This window comes from Paenarthrobacter sp. 10L412, from assembly GCF_056395565.1.
In genome coordinates this window covers 435,029-450,698 of the sequence record NZ_JBFTJT010000007.1, presented here as the reverse complement: position 1 = coordinate 450,698, position 15,670 = coordinate 435,029, and the positions used below count along the sequence as shown (strand labels likewise).

The following is a 15,670-nucleotide window of genomic DNA, read 5'->3' as shown; positions in this document are numbered from 1 at the left end:
GGTTCCACCACTGATTGGCGGCACCGGGTTGTCCGGCTGTTGGCTTCGCTCCCCCTGTGGCAGGTGCTGGCCCAGCAGACACAAGGGTTAATTCTGCCACATGCCGCAGCATCCGGCCAACTAAGCGGACTCGCAATGCCCGACGGCGGATGGCGGGTACTACAGTCGCGTTTATGAGGTGTCGCGTTCCGTGCGGCGGCGCAGGCGACCATCCACGACGTCGTAACCCAGGTCTGCGAGTGCGTTGCGGTCCGCTCGACTCAGCTGACCGGCGTCGAAGTGTTCAAGGAGATCCGGACGGCGCTCGGCAGTGCGGCGGAACTGTTCGTGACGCCGCCACTGCGCGATCTTCCCGTGATTGCCGCTGAGCAGGACCGGAGGCACTTCGTTCTCCCGCCATGAGGATGGCTTGGTATAAACGGGATACTCCAGAAGGCCGTCCGAGTGGGATTCTTCAATGAGCGATTCGGGATTGCCCACCACGCCTGGAAGCAAACGACCGATTGCTTCAACCATGGCCAGGACAGCAACTTCGCCGCCATTGAGAACGTAGTCGCCAAGGCTGACAGGCCGCACTGTGAAGTGCTCCTGGGCCCAGTCGATGACGCGCTCGTCAATTCCCTCATACCGCCCGCAGGCGAAGACCAGCTGATCCTCTTCGGCGAGCTCGTAGGCAAGGGCCTGGGTGAACCTCTCCCCTGCCGGGGAAGGCACGATCAGCACAGGTTTGGTGCCCTCACGAACCCCGGCAACCGACTCAAGCGCCTGTGCCCACGGCTCGGGTTTCATCACCATGCCGGCGCCGCCCCCATAAGGGGTGTCGTCCACGGTCCGGTGCTTGTCAGTGGTGAACGTCCGGAGGTCGTGGACGTTAAGTTCCAGGAGCCCATCCTGGCGGGCCTTGCCTATCAGCGAAAGTTCAAGCGGGGCAAGGTACTCAGGGAAGATGCTGACGACATCGATCCTCATTCAGGCATCATCCCCGGCGCCGTCCTTGGACTCCTCGGCTGTGTCATCGTTGATTTCGAAGAGACCAGCAGGCGGTGTGATGAGAATGAAGCCGTCCTCGATGTTGACCTCCGGCACGATTTCATCGACGAAGGGGACCAGAATTTCCTTCCCTTCCTCCGTCTTGACCGTCAACAGGTCCTGAACCGGCAGTGTGGTCAGTGCGGCAACTTTGCCCACAACCTGTGAGCCAACCCGGGCCTCCAGCCCAACGAGTTCGTGCTCATACCAGCCTTCATCGTCGTCTTCGTCATCGAGTTCTTCGGTTTCGATGAAAAGCTTCGCACCACGGATTGCCTCGGCGGCGTTGCGATCTGCAATCTCTTCAAAGCCCAGCAGGAGGATGTCTTTGTTCCATCTGGCGCTGCGGATGGTCAGCGGGCCCGCAGAGGCCGGCTCCACGACGAATTCGGTTCCAGCGACGAAGCGCTCGGAGGGGGCGTCGGTGAGCACTTGCACCGTCACCTCGCCGCGTATGCCATGGGGTTTGCCGATCCGGGCCACCTGGAGCTGCATGGGTTCCTCTGAATTCTCGTTGTGCCCGCGCTGCCGGGCAGCAACGGAAGTGAAATGATCGATAAAGCAATCCGGCCCCTCCACCATATTCGGTGAAGGGGCCGGATCTAAGACAAGTATTGCTGAGCGCGTTACCGGCGACGATCGGTGTCGACGACGTCGACCCTGACCTGCTCGCCACCTGCCAGGGCTGCAACCACAGTGCGCAATGCGCGTGCGGTACGTCCCTGACGGCCGATCACCCGTCCGAGGTCCTCCTGGTGAACGCGCACCTCAAGGGATTCCCCGCGGCGGTTGTTCCTGGCACTGACCTTGACATCCTCAGGGCTGTCAACGATCCCACGGACCAAGTGCTCGAGCGCTTCTGCCAGCAATTTACTCAGCCTCGGTGGTCTCTGCTTCAGCCTCGGCCGGAGCTTCGGCTTCGTCCTTCTTGGCCTTCTTGGTGATGGCTTCCGGAATGATGACGGAACCCTTCTCCGGGGCTACGAAGGCTTCCTTCGGAGCTTTGGTCTTCAGGGTGCCTTCCTGGCCCGGCAGGCCCTTGAACTTCTGCCAGTCACCGGTGATCTTGAGGATCGCGGCAACCTGCTCGGTCGGCTGGGCGCCAACGGAAAGCCAGTACTGGGCGCGCTCGGAAGCGACCTCGATGTACGACGGCTCCTCGGTGGGGTGGTACTTGCCGATTTCTTCAATGGCACGGCCATCGCGCTTGGCGCGGGCATCCATGACGACAATGCGGTAGTACGGTGCGCGCATCTTACCGAAGCGCTTAAGGCGAATCTTTACGGCCACTTTTGTGGTCACTCCTGTTTCTGAAACGGGGTTGAACCCGACGTTCTGCACCCGTGGGGCGGGCCATACTAGGGGGTTCCAAAGGACAAGATTTGGGCACGGAGAGAGGGGCCGCGCCAATCAAGTACCTGACCATTGTGCCAGATGCCGGAAGTAATTACGACTTTCGCCACTCCCGGCCCCAACGGTCAGACAGACCAGACGTAGAGTCCTGACCGCTCCGCCTTCTCCACGTCGGTGGCCAAGGAGGCCAACTGCTGCACGTACTGACGCGATTCGTCCGCGCCAAAAGGCATGTCGTCCTGCGCTGCCCACGCCGCAGCGACGTCGTCAAGAACGTTCCCGTCGCCTTCGCTTTCATACGTCAGCAGCTCGGCAAGCGCCCTCACCATCGCCTCCGGAACACCAAGGAGTGCATCGCTGGTGACGTCCACAAGCGCCAGCTCGTAGTCTGCGCCGGCAGCGTGGACGGCTTTGCCCGCAAGGTCCCCCAGTTGCTCGACCTCAAAGTCGGTGATGCCATCAATCCTGACGGCGGGCCCGGTAACGTCGGCGCCCCGGTCCAAGGCAGCTGCCCTCTTGAGTGCTTCATCGTGGGTGGCTACAAAAATTTCGGCAAAGCCCATGGAGAGTGCTCTCATTCGTTCGTGCTGACGGGGCGGCGGCAACGGCCCAAGGGGCGAATACCGTCAATGCCCAGCCTAGTGCAGTCACGGCCCCTGCATTCGGAAGCCAGCGCGAGGGCGCTTCCCGCGAGGGTGCTTAGCGCACTGCCACGCGCAGCTTGTTGCGCCAGGGGTCTTCGAACTGCAGTTCCAGGCCCGTATGGTGGTTCGCCACGGACGCAACTTTCAGCCGGTCAGCCAGCGCGGCGACGTCATCGGCAGATGGAACCTCGATCAGGACTTCGCCCAGGCCCAGGGTATCCCTGCGGGGCCCGGCCCCGCGGCTGTTCCACACGTTCATCGCCATGTGGTGGTGGTAGCCGCCCGCAGAAACAAACAACGCCTGCCCATGCCAGCCCGCTGTCCTCTCAAAACCCAGCGTGTCCACATAAAAATCCTGGGCGGTCTGCACGTCACCTACCTGAAGGTGCACGTGTCCGACGCCGGCAGCGGCTTCCCGCTGGCCAGTCACGGCAGCCTCACTCAAGTGTTGCTGAAGGAAGCGCTGGGGCGGCAAAGCAACGTTGTCCATCACCACACTCTTGCCATCCCACTGCCAGAGATCGCGCGGCTTGTCGTAATAGAGCTCAATGCCGTTGCCTTCCGGATCAGTGAAGTAGAAGGCTTCGCTCACCAAATGATCGGCACTGCCCACAAAGGCGCGCGGTTCATACTCTGCCGCGGTGGCAATGGTGGCCGCCAGGGAAGGCTGGTCCCGGAACAGGATGGCTGTATGGAAAAGCCCGGCTTCGCCACGGCCTGGAATCTGCAGGCCGGCGGCGGGAGCGAGGTGGACTACAGGCTTGCCAAGGCGCCCCAGGTACAGCCCGCCATCCTGCTCGGCCACGATCTCCAAGCCCAGGGCACGCTGATAGTAGTCACTCATTACCCTCATATCGCCGACCTTGAGCATGACGGTGCCCATGGTGAGTTCGGCAGGAAGGAGATCCTGGTTGGATGTCGTCGTCATGTGAAGCTCCCGGTTCATAGATGGCCGCCCTTCGGCACGTTCTACTCATCTAAATTACTTGAAGCTTCAATTTATTCCTAGTAGACCAGTTTCCCGCGCAGGACTACATGGTTCAGGCTCACCACAGTTGCGAGGTTCTTCCTCGGATCATCCCGGCAAAGCACGACGTCGGCACTTGCCCCTTCGCTGATGCCCTCGGCTCCCAGCCACTTCCGTGCGCCCCACGTGGCGGCTCCCAGGACGGCGGTGGGCGGCAGGCCGGCGTCGTGAAGCTCCTTCATTTCGTCAGCGATCCTGCCGTGCTTGATCACGCTCCCTGCATCTGTGCCCGCATAGATGCCGACACCGGCTTCAAAGGCCTCGAGCACCCGTTCACGGCGTCGCTCCCAAAGCCGGGTCATGTGCTCGGCGTAGACCGGAAACTTAGGTGCGGCCTGGACGGCGATATCCGGAAAAGTCGCTATGTTTACCAACGTAGGAACAATCGGGACAGACTGCTCCACGAGACGGGGAATGTGACGGGGCAAAAGGCCGGTGGCGTGCTCAATGCAGTCAATCCCGGCGTCGAGCATGTCATCAATGGTGTCTTCAGCGAAGCAGTGGGCAGTCACCCTGGCCCCTTCGTCGTGGGCGGCCGCAATGGCATCCCGCACGACGTTCCGAGGGAAGGAAACCGTAAGGTCACCGGCACCGCGATCAATCCAATCGCCTACGAGTTTGACCCAACCGTCCCCGTCCCGGGCTTCCTTGCGGACTGTCTCCACGAGTTCGCCCGGCTCCACTTCGTGACCCAAGCCACGCAGGTAACGCCGGCTCCGGGCGATGTGGCGTCCGGCACGAAGCAGCCGTGGGAGATCCTCCCGCCGCTGAACCCAACGTGTATCGCTTGGCGAGCCGGCGTCACGGATCAACAACGTGCCGGCTTTTAGGTCGGCCTGCGCCTGGGCAAGAGTTATCTGCTCATCAACTGCCCCGCCGACGCCAAGTCCGATGTGGCAATGGGCGTCCACAAAACCAGGGAGGACCCATCCCTCCAGTATGGAATCGGGTGCGGCAACGGGACGTTCGAACGTCAGTTTGCCATCAACGGACCACAGCCCATGCCGTTGATCGTCTCCTGCCACAAGCACAGGACCGGTGAATTCTATGATGTTGGCCATGGCAAAAGCCTAATCCGCCGCCATGCCACAGACCTCCCATATGGGTACGGCTGCGGTACCGCTGCGGGGTATGACTGGGCCCCGGATCAGAGCTGTGGTAGCTTCGTCTACGACCACACGGGGGCCCCTGCAGGGGCTGAGATCGGACTGAAGCAGTCTGCGACCGTTGAACCTGTCCGGGTAATGCCGGCGAAGGAAGTGAGTAATCCTTTGAGCACCACCGAAACACAGCACAGCTCTGCCCAAGACCAGACCAACACCAGCGAAAAGGCGGCGGAAACCGTCACCCAGTCACTGAAGTCCCATTCGCTGGCCTGGCTGGAAGACCCGGCAAATGGTATCCGCGTCCCCGTTACGGAGATTGCTTTGGAGCCCTCCCCCAACGGTGAAGCCAATGAGCCACTGCAGGTATACCGAACTGCCGGACCGGGCAGTGACCCCGTGGTGGGCCTGGAGCCGTTCCGCACCGGATGGATCGAAGCCCGAGGAGATACCGAGGCATATTCCGGGCGGAAGAGGAACCTGCTCGACGACGGCAAATCAGCGGTACGCCGCGGCGCAGCATCCCAGGAGTGGAAGGGGGCGCAACCGGTGCCCCGCCGCGCCGTCGAAGGCAAAACCGTCACCCAGATGCACTACGCCAAGCAAGGCATCGTCACGCCGGAAATGCAGTTTGTGGCGCTGCGGGAGAACTGCGACGTTGAGCTGGTCCGCAGCGAAGTGGCTGCCGGGCGCGCCATCATCCCCAACAACATCAACCACCCCGAGTCCGAGCCCATGATCATTGGCAAGGCCTTCCTGGTCAAAATCAACGCCAACATCGGAAACTCAGCCGTCACCAGTTCCATCGCCGAGGAAGTTGACAAGCTGCAATGGGCAACCCAGTGGGGTGCCGATACTGTCATGGACCTGTCCACGGGAGACGACATCCACACAACCCGCGAGTGGATCATCCGCAACTCCCCCGTTCCGATCGGCACTGTACCCATCTACCAGGCCCTGGAGAAGGTCAACGGCGAAGCCAACAAACTCACGTGGGAAATTTTCCGGGATACGGTCATCGAGCAATGCGAGCAGGGCGTTGACTACATGACAATCCACGCCGGAGTGCTCCTGAGGTACGTGCCCTTGACGGCAAACCGCGTGACAGGCATCGTCTCCCGCGGCGGCTCGATCATGGCCGGATGGTGCTTGGCGCACCACGAGGAAAACTTCCTCTACACGCATTTTGATGAGCTCTGCGAAATCTTCGCCAAGTACGACGTCGCATTCTCCCTGGGCGACGGATTGCGCCCCGGCGCCACAGCCGATGCCAATGACGCCGCGCAGTTCGCCGAGCTCGATACGCTTGCCGAGCTGACCCAGCGGGCTTGGGAATTTGATGTGCAGGTGATGGTTGAAGGACCCGGGCATATTCCCTTCCACCTGGTCCGCGAGAACGTGGAGCGCCAACAGGAACTCTGTAAAGGTGCCCCCTTCTACACCTTGGGACCGCTGGTCACGGACGTTGCTCCTGGCTATGACCACATCACCTCGGCAATCGGCGCAACGGAAATTGCGCGCTACGGCACGGCCATGCTGTGCTACGTGACGCCCAAAGAACACCTGGGACTGCCAAACAAGGACGATGTGAAGACTGGTGTGATCACCTACAAGATCGCCGCGCACGCAGCGGACCTCGCCAAGGGACACCCGGGCGCAAACGAACGCGACGACGCTTTGTCCAAGGCCAGGTTCGAGTTCCGTTGGCGGGACCAGTTCGCACTGTCCCTGGACCCGGTCACCGCCGAAGCCTTCCACGACGAAACGCTTCCCGCCGAACCTGCCAAGACCGCGCACTTCTGCTCGATGTGCGGGCCCAAATTCTGCTCGATGCGCATCAGCCAGGACATCAGGGACGAGTTCGGTTCGGCCGAGGCGCAGGCCGCCATTGCGGGGATATACGACGGCATGCGGGAAAAGAGCGAAGAATTCCTGGCGTCAGGTGGCAAGGTGTACCTGCCTGAGCTGCAGCTTCCCTCTACCCAGATGTCCTCCACCAACACGGCAGCGTCAGGAAACCTTAACTGACCTCGTCCGGACAACGTCGGCTACAAAAGAGCGAATAATCCGGTCTCCATCCACCGAGTCCTGGGGCCGGTGCCCTCCAGCTGCTACGCGGCGGAGGGCACCGGTGTCCTCCAGGTACGCGGCAATTTCTTCGTACAGTGGCTCCCACCCGCCCGTTAGGACAAGGGTAGGAACGCCAGGAACGATGTGCAGGGGCGCTTCCCAAGGAGGCGCCTGCAGCCGGAGGCGACGTGCCGAACGGCGCGCCTCGGGCGTGTCCAGCCCACTGGCTTCGGCTGAAAATGCACGCCTGAAGTACTCGCGTTCGTAGTCGGCGTCCTTAAGCTGCTTCCGCACGTCAAACAGCGGTTCCATGAGCGAACGGTGGAATGTCGTGGCAGGCAGCTCGGCCGTCAAGGATAAACAAGCCGGTTCAACCAGTGTCAGTGAGTGCACCAGGTCCGGGCGTTCAATTGCTGAGAGCATGGCAGAGATTGCACCTTGCTCATGCGCCACCACATGGCCGCCACCAGAATCCACCAGCGAAGCAACCACGATGCCGATATCCGCAGCGACGTCGGATTCCACCGGTTCAGCCACAGGATCAAAGCCGTGCCGGCGGAGGAAAAGTGCGTCATATGACAGGGCCATGCCGTGCTGCTTGGGCCATGCCGAGGCGCCAAAGCTCCCCAGTCCGTGGACGAAGACTACGCGCTGCTTGTGCATGGATTCACCCTAGTCCAGAGCCCTGACATCCCCGCCAAAAAGCAGTTGGCGCCGTTATGGGCATTCACAACGGCGCCAGCTGTCACAGTGTTGAGTCTGAGATTCCGGCTACTTACCCAGGAACTTCTCGAAGCCCTTGGGGAGGTTCAGCGTGGACGGATCGAAGTCCGCAGCGCCCTGGCCGAACGCCGCTCCCGTAGGAGCTGCCGAGGCCGCGTTGGCACGTTTGGCCTCGGCGTCGCGCAGTTCCTGGGCTGCCTTTGCCGGGTTGCCGGAGCGCGCCTTCTTCTTGGGAGCGTTCTTGCCACCCTTGCGGGCGCCGCCGGGGCCACCCATTCCAGGCATGCCCGGCATACCGGGCATGCCGCCCTGGGCCATCTTCTTCATCATTTTCTGGGCTTGGGCGAAGCGCTCCAGGAGGCCGTTGACCTCGGAGACGTGCACACCTGAACCCTTTGCAATGCGGGCCCTGCGGGAGCCGTTGATGATTTTGGGAGCTACGCGCTCGTGCGGCGTCATGGACCTGACGATCGCCTCAACGCGATCGATTTCGCGTTCGTCGAAGTTCTCCAGTTGCTGCCGGATGTTTTGGGCACCCGGCATCATCATGAGCATCTTCTTCATGGAACCCATGTTGCGGATCTGCTGCATCTGGGCAAGGAAGTCGTCCAGGGTGAAGTCTTCCTGGTCGGCGAACTTCTTCGCCATCCGGGCAGCTTCGTCCTTGTCCCAGGCCTTCTCAGCCTGTTCGATCAAGGTCAGGACGTCACCCATGTCCAGGATGCGCGACGCCATACGGTCCGGGTGGAAGAGCTCGAAGTCGTCCAGGCCTTCACCGGTGGACGCAAACATGACCGGCTTGCCTGTGACGGACGCAACCGAGAGCGCGGCACCACCGCGGGCATCGCCGTCGAGCTTGGACAGCACGATGCCGGTGAAGTTCACGCCTTCGTCAAACGCCATGGCCGTGTTGACGGCGTCCTGGCCGATCATGGAGTCAATGACGAAGAGGACTTCGTTCGGGATGATCGCCTGACGGATCCGGCGTGCCTGGTCCATCATCTCGGCATCCACGCCGAGGCGGCCGGCGGTGTCAACGATCACGACGTCGTGCAGCTTCTGGCGCGCTTCTTCCACACCGGCGCTGGCGACAGCCACGGGGTCACCGGCCGGGTGATCCAGCTCCGAGGTGGCTCCCGGGTGCGGCGCGAAGACAGGAACGCCTGCGCGCTGGCCGACAACCTGAAGCTGCGTTACGGCGTTGGGCCGCTGGAGGTCGCAGGCAACCAGCATGGGGCTGTGGCCCTGCGCCTTCAGCCATTTTGACAGCTTGCCAGCGAGGGTGGTCTTACCTGCACCCTGGAGGCCGGCCAGCATGATGATGGTGGGGCCGGTCTTGGCCAAGCGGATGCGCCGGGTTTCACCGCCGAGGATCTCCACGAGTTCCTCGTTGACGATCTTGACGATCTGCTGGCTCGGATTCAACGCACCGGAAACCTCGGCACCAAGAGCCCGCTCACGAATGCGGGACGTGAATTCGCGGACCACCGAAACGGCAACATCCGCGTCCAAAAGGGCACGGCGGATCTCCCGGACGGTGGCATCGACATCAGCCTCGGTGAGGCGGCCCTTGCCACGGAGGTTCTTGAAGGTTGCTGTCAACCGGTCAGAGAGTGAATTGAACACGCGCCGTGCACTTCTTTCGATGGTCTGCGATTGGCGGCCAGTGCGGCACGCCAGAGTCTTGACTTGTTCTTGCCCCAAACAAATTTGTCTCAACCCCAACAAATCTGCGTCAACCAAGGGACTCGACTATCTAGGGTACCAAGTCGCACCTGCAAGATGGCATGCTGGCACAGTGACCAGCAAAACAACTGTGAAAACGTTGCTCATCCTCGGCGCGTCCGGGGACCTGACAGGCAGGCTGCTCCTGCCCGGACTTGCCGGACTCCTGGCTTCCGGCCGGGCACCGGGGCTTCGACTGGTGGGGGCAGGTTCTGACCCTTGGTCCCCTGAACAGTGGCAGGAACGCGTCCATGGCGCTTTTGCGGCGGCGTCGGATGCAGCCGATGCAGAAGGCCGCGCTGCTCTGGCTGCTGTAGCCGCAGTAACCGAATACCATCAGCTGGATGTCACGGCAGACGGGCCTTTGGCGGAGCTGCTGGCCAGGTTGGAAGGCCCGGTTGCCATCTACTTCGCCCTGCCGCCGCACATCAGCCAGAAGGCCTGTGAGGTTCTCCACAGGGATCAGCTGCCCGCGGGAACACGCTTGGTGATGGAGAAGCCATTCGGTTCAGGAACGGAATCTGCGCATGAGTTGAACAAGACGCTCGCCGCACTGGTGCCCGAGGACCACATCCACCGCGTGGACCACTTCCTGGGCAAAGCCACGGTGTTGAACATCCTGGGCCTTCGTTTCGCCAACCGGTTCCTGGAACCGGTGTGGAACCGCGATCACATCGAAAAAGTAGAGGTCATCTTTGACGAGGATCTGGCACTTGAGGGCCGCGCCCGGTACTACGATACCGCTGGGGCGCTCCGCGACATGATCCAAAGCCACCTCCTGCACATCATGGCCTTCCTGGCCATCGACGCCCCGGCCACCATCGAGGAAAGGGACCTCCGCGACGCCGTGGCCACTGTCCTGCGGGCCAGCAGCGTCAAAGCCCCATACACCGATTCCACACGCCGCGGCCGCTACACCGCAGGCACCCTCGGAGAACGAGCAGTGCCGGATTACGCTGCCGAGGAGGGCGTGGACCCGGCCCGCAATACTGAAACCCTTGCCGAGGTCCGGGTGGACATCGACAACTGGCGTTGGAAGGGCGTGCCGTTCATCCTCCGCTCAGGAAAGGCCATGGGGCGCCGGCGCAAGGAGGCCGTGATCACCTTCCGTCCGGTCCCCCACCTTCCCAAGGGATTTTCGGGCGTGGACTCCCCCAACCAGCTGCGGATCGGCTTCGGTCCGGACGTGCTCCAACTCGACGTCGATGTGAACGGCCCAGGCGATATCTTCACGCTTGACCGCGCTAGTTTGGTGACCCAGCTCAATGCGGCCGGAATGCTGCCCTATGGAGAAGTGCTGGAAGGCATCCTCAACGGCGACCCTTTGTTGTCCGTTCGAGGCGATACAGCCGAGGATTGCTGGCGGATCATCGAGCCTGTTCTTCGCGCCTGGGAGGGCGGCGACGTCCCGTTGGAGGAGTACGACGCCGGTGGCGCCGGGCCGGCGGACTGGCCCACCGCCGTCGTGAAACAAGACAGCTGAGTCAATTAGGCCGGACACGGGTCGGCAAGCCGACAACGCAGAAAGCGGGCCGGGTACCTTTACTGGTACCGGCCCGCTTTCGTGTCAGGAGTGTGATTTCAGGACCTAGATGGCGGCGGCGCCGCGCTCCCCGGTCCTCACTCGAACTGCTTCGTAGACATCCACGGTCCAGACTTTGCCGTCTCCGGCCCGGCCGGTATTCGAGCTTGCGATCAGGACATCCAGGATGTCATCTGCTTGCTCGTCCGTGGCAAGAACCTCAATGCGAATCTTTGGCAACAGGTCCACGTTGTATTCGGCTCCGCGATACACCTCGGTGTAGCCACGCTGCCGGCCGTAGCCGCTTGCTGCGCTGACCGTCAAGCCTTGGACGCCGTACGCTTCCAGGCCTTCCCGGACTGCTTCAAGCTTTTCCGGGCGGACAATCGCTGTGATGAGCTTCATGCCTGGACACTCTCCTTGCCTTCTGCGGGCGTCTTGGCTGCTGCGGACTCGGACTTTCCGATCATGGCCTCGTGCAGGGGCTGGAAGCTGCCACCGTGGCCATTGACACCGAACTCGTAGGCCGTTTCGGCGTGGAGGCTGAGGTCAACACCCACGTTCTCCTGCTCGGTGGAGACCCGGAAGCCCATGGTCTTGTGAATGGCGAAGGCGATGATGGCCGTCATGATTGCCGAGAAGGCAATTGCGACTCCTGCAGCTGCGAGCTGTGCCCACATCTGGGTCATGCCGCCACCGTAGAAGAGGCCGCCGGCGGTGACGCCTTCGCTTGGGGTGGCGATGAAGCCCAGTGCCACGGTGCCGATGATGCCCGACACAAGGTGGACGCCGACAACATCCAACGAGTCATCGAAGCCCCAGCGGAACTTCAGGCCGACTGCCAGGGCCGAAGCGACACCGGCTACAACACCGAGTCCAAGGGCGCCCACCGGGCTGACATTGGCGCAAGCGGGAGTGATGGCAACCAGGCCCGCAACTACACCGGAAGCTGCACCCAATGAAGTCGGGTGCCCATCGCGGATGCGTTCGGTGACGAGCCAGGCGATCATGGCTGCAGCGGGGGCCGCCAGCGTGTTGATCCAGATGAGGCCGGCCTGTTCAGCAGTGGCTGCTGCACCGCCGTTGAAGCCGAACCAACCGAACCAGAGGATGGCTGCACCGAGCATGACGAACGGAATGTTGTGCGGGCGGTGGTTCGGGTCCTTGCCGAAGCCGCGGCGGTTACCAATGATCAGAACGAGGACCAGTGCTGCAACACCTGCGTTGATGTGCACCACGGTGCCGCCTGCGAAGTCAATGGCCGGGCCGAGGGCTTTGCCGATGGCTCCTTCAGGGCCGAACAAGCCGCCACCCCACACCATGTACGCCAGCGGCGCGTAGACCAGGGTGACCCACACCGGAACGAAGAGGCTCCAGGCGCCAAACTTGGCGCGGTCTGCGATGGCACCGCTGATAAGGGCTACCGTGATGATGGCGAAGGTGGCTGCATAGCCGACCTTGATCAAACCATCGGGAGTGCTGATGCCTTCAAGGCCGAAGGTGGCAATCGGATTGCCCACGATCTCCATGAAGCCTTCACCTGAGCTCATCGACGAACCCCACAGCACCCAGACAACACCCACGATACCGATGGAGATGAAGCTCATCATCATCATGTTCAGTGCTGCCTTGGCGCGGGTCATGCCGCCGTAGAAGAATGCCAAACCGGGAGTCATGAACAGCACGAGTGCCGCCGCCACCATGACCCATACGTGACCTGCGGTAAGTTCCATGGTGCACGTTCCTCTCTTGCTAGATCTGCGGTTCAACCGCGGTCTGACGCCGTTTTGCGTCCTGCTTAAGATTTTTGTGCCACCGTGTTTCGCCTGCGCAGGTTTTACATTGCAGGCTCGTTACAACAACCTCCCCAACGTAAATGGTGCATATCACCGTTGTTACGGATATGTTTCATCCGTCACACTTCACCGCAAATACACAGAATTGAAGGACCCGCACCGCATGAGTGAGTCGCCCAGATCCGTTGAAGATCCAAGGGTCCGGCGGGAAAAGGAACCGCTGCCCCGCGACATCAAGGTGATGTTGGCAGCGGCGTTCTTGATTGCGCTGGGCTTCGGGCTGGTAGCACCGGTGCTCCCCCAATTCGCCACCACCTTCGACGTTGGCGCCACCGCTGCCGCCGTCATTGTCAGCATCTTCGCTTTCATGCGGTTGGTTTTCGCCCCGGCAGGGGGCTCGCTCATCGGTCGCTTCGGCGAGCGGAACGTGTATGTGTCCGGCCTGCTGATCGTTGCCGTTTCCACTGCCGCCTGCGCTTTCGCCCAGAATTACTGGCAGCTGCTGATTTTCCGGGGCCTCGGCGGAGCGGGCTCCGTCATGTTTACTGTCGCCGCCATGGGACTGCTCATCCGTTTGGCACCGCCGGAACGAAGGGGCCGTGTTTCGGGCGCGTATGCCTCGGCCTTTCTGATTGGCAGTGTCCTGGGCCCTGTTGTTGGTGGCCTGCTGGCCGGCTTCGGCCTCCGGGTGCCATTTCTTGCCTACGCGGCGGCCTTGCTCATTGCGGCACTGGTGGTCCGGACAATGCTCAGCGGCGAGGGTACCCCCGGACAGGATGCCACGCCCGCTCCACCCATGACGTTGAAGGAGGCGCTGGCCGATTCAGCGTACCGGGCGGCTGTGTTTTCCAGCTTCGGTAATGGCTGGGTGACTTTTGGTGTGCGGATGGCCACGATTCCGCTCTTTGCCGTCGCGGCCCTTCAGTCGCGGCCGGAGACAGCAGCGTGGGCGTTGGCCGTTTTTGCCGTAGGCAATGCTGTCGCTTTGACATTCTCCGGGCGTCTCGCCGATGCCTGGGGAAGGAAGCCCCTGCTCATTCCGGGTCTTGTCATGACTGGCGTCGCCACCGGTGTCATCGGGTTTACCACGGACCTTCCGGCATTCTTCGCTGCTTCCGCTGTGGCAGGCTTCGGTTCCGGCTTGCTGGGGCCAGCGCAGCAGGCTGCTGTCGCCGATGTCATTGGCCGGGGGCGCTCCGGTGGCAAGGTGCTGGCGGTCTTCCAGATGGCCGCAGACACCGGGGCCATCATCGGCCCCGTAGTGGCTGGTATTCTCGCCGATCGCTTCGGCTACGGACTTGCATTTGCTGTCACCGGCGGAGTGCTGCTGCTCACCGCCGCCGGCTGGCTGTTGGCGCGCGAACCCCTTAAAACCAAAAACTGACTGGCAATAGTGGTTGCTTTGAGTACTGAAAACAACCGCTATTGCCAGTCAGTTGGGCGACTGTGCTAACTAAGGAGACTGCGCTAGTTAAGCAGGGCGTCCACAAAGCCCTCGGCTTCGAACGGTGCGAGGTCGTCCGGACCTTCGCCGAGACCGATGAGCTTGACGGGCACACCCAGCGACTTCTGGATAGCGACCACAATGCCGCCCTTGGCTGTGCCATCCAATTTGGTCAGCACAATACCTGTGATGTTGACCACCTCGGCAAAGACGCGTGCTTGGTTCAGGCCGTTCTGACCCGTGGTGGCGTCAAGGACCAGCAGGACCTCGTCCACTTCAGCCAGTTTCTCGATGACACGCTTGACCTTGCCGAGTTCGTCCATCAGGCCGGTCTTGTTCTGCAGGCGCCCAGCGGTATCCACCATGACGACGTCGACCTCCTGGTCGATGCCCGCTTTGACGGCTTCGTAGGCAACGGAGGCGGGGTCGGCGCCGTCGATGTCGGACTTGACGGTGGCTACGCCAACACGCTGGCCCCATGTGGCCAACTGCTCAGCAGCTGCGGCGCGGAAAGTGTCCGCAGCACCGAGCAGCACGTCCTTGTCCTCGGCCACGAGCACGCGCGCCAGTTTGCCGACGGTTGTGGTCTTGCCCACGCCGTTGACACCAACAACAAGCACGACGGCGGGTCGGTCACCCTTGCGCTCGACGTTGAGGGAACGGTCCATGGTGGGATCCACGAGCTTGATGAGTTCTTCACGGAGCATGGCTTTGACGTGCTCGGGACTGCGGGTGCCCAGCACCTTGACGCGTTCCCGGAGGGCATCGACCAACTGCATGGTGGGCTCGGTGCCGAGATCGGCAAGAAGCAGTGTCTCCTCAACCTCGTCCCACACGTTCTCGTCGATTTTGTCCCCGGACAGCAGAGCCAGCAGACCCTTGCCCAGAATGTTGTTCGATTTCACCAAACGGGCGCGGAGGCGGGTCAGGCGGCCTTCGACAGGCGCCGGCGTCTCTACAGCGATGGTCTCCAACCCGGCGGCATCATCCGGAACATCAGCACCTTCGACTGTTCCGTCGAAGGTTGGGGCAGGAGTTGCTGTTACGGCATCCGGCCGGTCCTCCACAAGGGTTCCGCTGCCTGCAGCCGATGACTGAACGGGGTCATTGGCGTCCCGCGTTCCAGGGTATTTGGCGCCGGACTTCCGGGCCTTCATCAGTACCGGCACCAGCCCGCCGACCACGACGAGCGCAGCGAGAATGGACAGAATTATGGGTAGGAAATCGTTCACTC

The 15,670-nt window shown here is 62.0% G+C and carries 15 protein-coding genes and 1 riboswitch; of the genes, 3 read left to right on the top strand and 12 right to left on the bottom strand.

Translation table 11 applies throughout. From position 1 onward, the window contains the following. Positions 1 to 171: 171 nt before the first annotated feature. The 7 genes from trmD to AC1DD7_RS12300 form a co-directional block, all read right to left on the bottom strand. Positions 172 to 969, bottom strand: a complete 798-nt coding sequence (trmD, locus tag AC1DD7_RS12330; RefSeq protein WP_477515161.1) for a tRNA (guanosine(37)-N1)-methyltransferase TrmD — start codon at positions 967 to 969, stop codon at positions 172 to 174. Continuing rightward, entirely contained in the window at positions 970 to 1,524 is a 555-nt protein-coding gene (gene rimM, locus AC1DD7_RS12325) for a ribosome maturation factor RimM (RefSeq protein WP_477515160.1), read from the bottom strand. A 131-nt stretch (positions 1,525 to 1,655) separates the two neighbouring features. Beyond that, a complete protein-coding gene (locus tag AC1DD7_RS12320; protein WP_144659985.1) occupies positions 1,656 to 1,898 on the bottom strand; it encodes an RNA-binding protein in 243 nt (80 codons plus the stop codon). 1 nt (position 1,899) lies between these two features. Beyond that, complete coding sequence (gene rpsP / locus AC1DD7_RS12315; RefSeq protein ID WP_017199647.1) at positions 1,900 to 2,319, bottom strand: 30S ribosomal protein S16; 420 nt, start codon at positions 2,317 to 2,319, stop codon at positions 1,900 to 1,902. A 188-nt stretch (positions 2,320 to 2,507) separates the two neighbouring features. After that, positions 2,508 to 2,960 carry a hypothetical protein gene (locus AC1DD7_RS12310; protein ID WP_477515159.1) on the bottom strand — a complete coding sequence of 151 codons (453 nt, stop codon included), beginning with the start codon at positions 2,958 to 2,960 and terminating at the stop codon, positions 2,508 to 2,510. Positions 2,961 to 3,081: 121 nt separating this feature from the next. Further along, entirely contained in the window at positions 3,082 to 3,954 is an 873-nt protein-coding gene (locus AC1DD7_RS12305; RefSeq protein ID WP_477515158.1) for a VOC family protein, read from the bottom strand. A 77-nt stretch (positions 3,955 to 4,031) separates the two neighbouring features. Next, entirely contained in the window at positions 4,032 to 5,114 is a 1,083-nt protein-coding gene (locus AC1DD7_RS12300) for an amidohydrolase family protein (RefSeq protein WP_477515157.1), read from the bottom strand. A 107-nt stretch (positions 5,115 to 5,221) separates the two neighbouring features. Beyond that, positions 5,222 to 5,329, top strand: a riboswitch (TPP riboswitch). Here AC1DD7_RS12300 and thiC point away from each other — a divergent pair. Then, a complete protein-coding gene (gene thiC, locus AC1DD7_RS12295) occupies positions 5,325 to 7,184 on the top strand; it encodes a phosphomethylpyrimidine synthase ThiC (protein ID WP_477515156.1) in 1,860 nt (619 codons plus the stop codon). It overlaps the preceding riboswitch by 5 nt. On the opposite strand, the gene AC1DD7_RS12290 is transcribed toward thiC, so the two are convergent. Together AC1DD7_RS12290 and ffh are read right to left on the bottom strand one after the other, a co-directional pair. Further along, positions 7,167 to 7,889, bottom strand: a complete 723-nt coding sequence (locus AC1DD7_RS12290) for an alpha/beta fold hydrolase (protein ID WP_477515155.1) — start codon at positions 7,887 to 7,889, stop codon at positions 7,167 to 7,169. The two genes, thiC and AC1DD7_RS12290, sit on opposite strands and share 18 nt — an antisense overlap. A 108-nt stretch (positions 7,890 to 7,997) precedes the next feature. Then, positions 7,998 to 9,575, bottom strand: coding sequence for a signal recognition particle protein (ffh, locus tag AC1DD7_RS12285; protein ID WP_431115532.1), 1,578 nt, complete (start codon positions 9,573 to 9,575; stop codon positions 7,998 to 8,000). Between the two features lie 172 nt (positions 9,576 to 9,747). Between ffh and AC1DD7_RS12280 the strand changes: the two genes are divergently transcribed. Next, positions 9,748 to 11,157: a glucose-6-phosphate dehydrogenase gene (locus tag AC1DD7_RS12280; protein ID WP_477515154.1), complete on the top strand. Its 1,410-nt coding sequence runs from the start codon at positions 9,748 to 9,750 to the stop codon at positions 11,155 to 11,157. 105 nt (positions 11,158 to 11,262) lie between these two features. On the opposite strand, the gene AC1DD7_RS12275 is transcribed toward AC1DD7_RS12280, so the two are convergent. Both AC1DD7_RS12275 and AC1DD7_RS12270 read right to left on the bottom strand, forming a co-directional pair. Further along, complete coding sequence (locus tag AC1DD7_RS12275; protein WP_017199639.1) at positions 11,263 to 11,601, bottom strand: P-II family nitrogen regulator; 339 nt, start codon at positions 11,599 to 11,601, stop codon at positions 11,263 to 11,265. Next, a complete protein-coding gene (locus AC1DD7_RS12270; RefSeq protein WP_477515153.1) occupies positions 11,598 to 12,929 on the bottom strand; it encodes an ammonium transporter in 1,332 nt (443 codons plus the stop codon). The genes AC1DD7_RS12275 and AC1DD7_RS12270 overlap by 4 nt, the downstream gene beginning before the upstream one ends. A 226-nt stretch (positions 12,930 to 13,155) precedes the next feature. Between AC1DD7_RS12270 and AC1DD7_RS12265 the strand changes: the two genes are divergently transcribed. Next, complete coding sequence (locus AC1DD7_RS12265) at positions 13,156 to 14,376, top strand: MFS transporter (RefSeq protein ID WP_477515152.1); 1,221 nt, start codon at positions 13,156 to 13,158, stop codon at positions 14,374 to 14,376. Positions 14,377 to 14,459: 83 nt separating this feature from the next. On the opposite strand, the gene ftsY is transcribed toward AC1DD7_RS12265, so the two are convergent. Beyond that, complete coding sequence (gene ftsY / locus AC1DD7_RS12260) at positions 14,460 to 15,668, bottom strand: signal recognition particle-docking protein FtsY (RefSeq protein ID WP_477515151.1); 1,209 nt, start codon at positions 15,666 to 15,668, stop codon at positions 14,460 to 14,462. Positions 15,669 to 15,670: the final 2 nt, after the last annotated feature.

Excerpts from the sequence above, each read along its gene's own strand:
- trmD (WP_477515161.1), bottom strand. The coding sequence starts at position 969 with ATGAGGATCGATGTCGTCAGCATCTTCCCTGAGTACCTTGCCCCGCTT.
- rimM (WP_477515160.1), bottom strand. The coding sequence starts at position 1,524 with ATGCAGCTCCAGGTGGCCCGGATCGGCAAACCCCATGGCATACGCGGC.
- AC1DD7_RS12310 (WP_477515159.1), bottom strand. The coding sequence starts at position 2,960 with ATGAGAGCACTCTCCATGGGCTTTGCCGAAATTTTTGTAGCCACCCAC.
- AC1DD7_RS12305 (WP_477515158.1), bottom strand. The coding sequence starts at position 3,954 with ATGACGACGACATCCAACCAGGATCTCCTTCCTGCCGAACTCACCATG.
- AC1DD7_RS12300 (WP_477515157.1), bottom strand. The coding sequence starts at position 5,114 with ATGGCCAACATCATAGAATTCACCGGTCCTGTGCTTGTGGCAGGAGAC.
- AC1DD7_RS12290 (WP_477515155.1), bottom strand. The coding sequence starts at position 7,889 with ATGCACAAGCAGCGCGTAGTCTTCGTCCACGGACTGGGGAGCTTTGGC.
- AC1DD7_RS12275 (WP_017199639.1), bottom strand. The coding sequence starts at position 11,601 with ATGAAGCTCATCACAGCGATTGTCCGCCCGGAAAAGCTTGAAGCAGTC.
- AC1DD7_RS12270 (WP_477515153.1), bottom strand. The coding sequence starts at position 12,929 with ATGGAACTTACCGCAGGTCACGTATGGGTCATGGTGGCGGCGGCACTC.
- AC1DD7_RS12265 (WP_477515152.1), top strand. The coding sequence starts at position 13,156 with ATGAGTGAGTCGCCCAGATCCGTTGAAGATCCAAGGGTCCGGCGGGAA.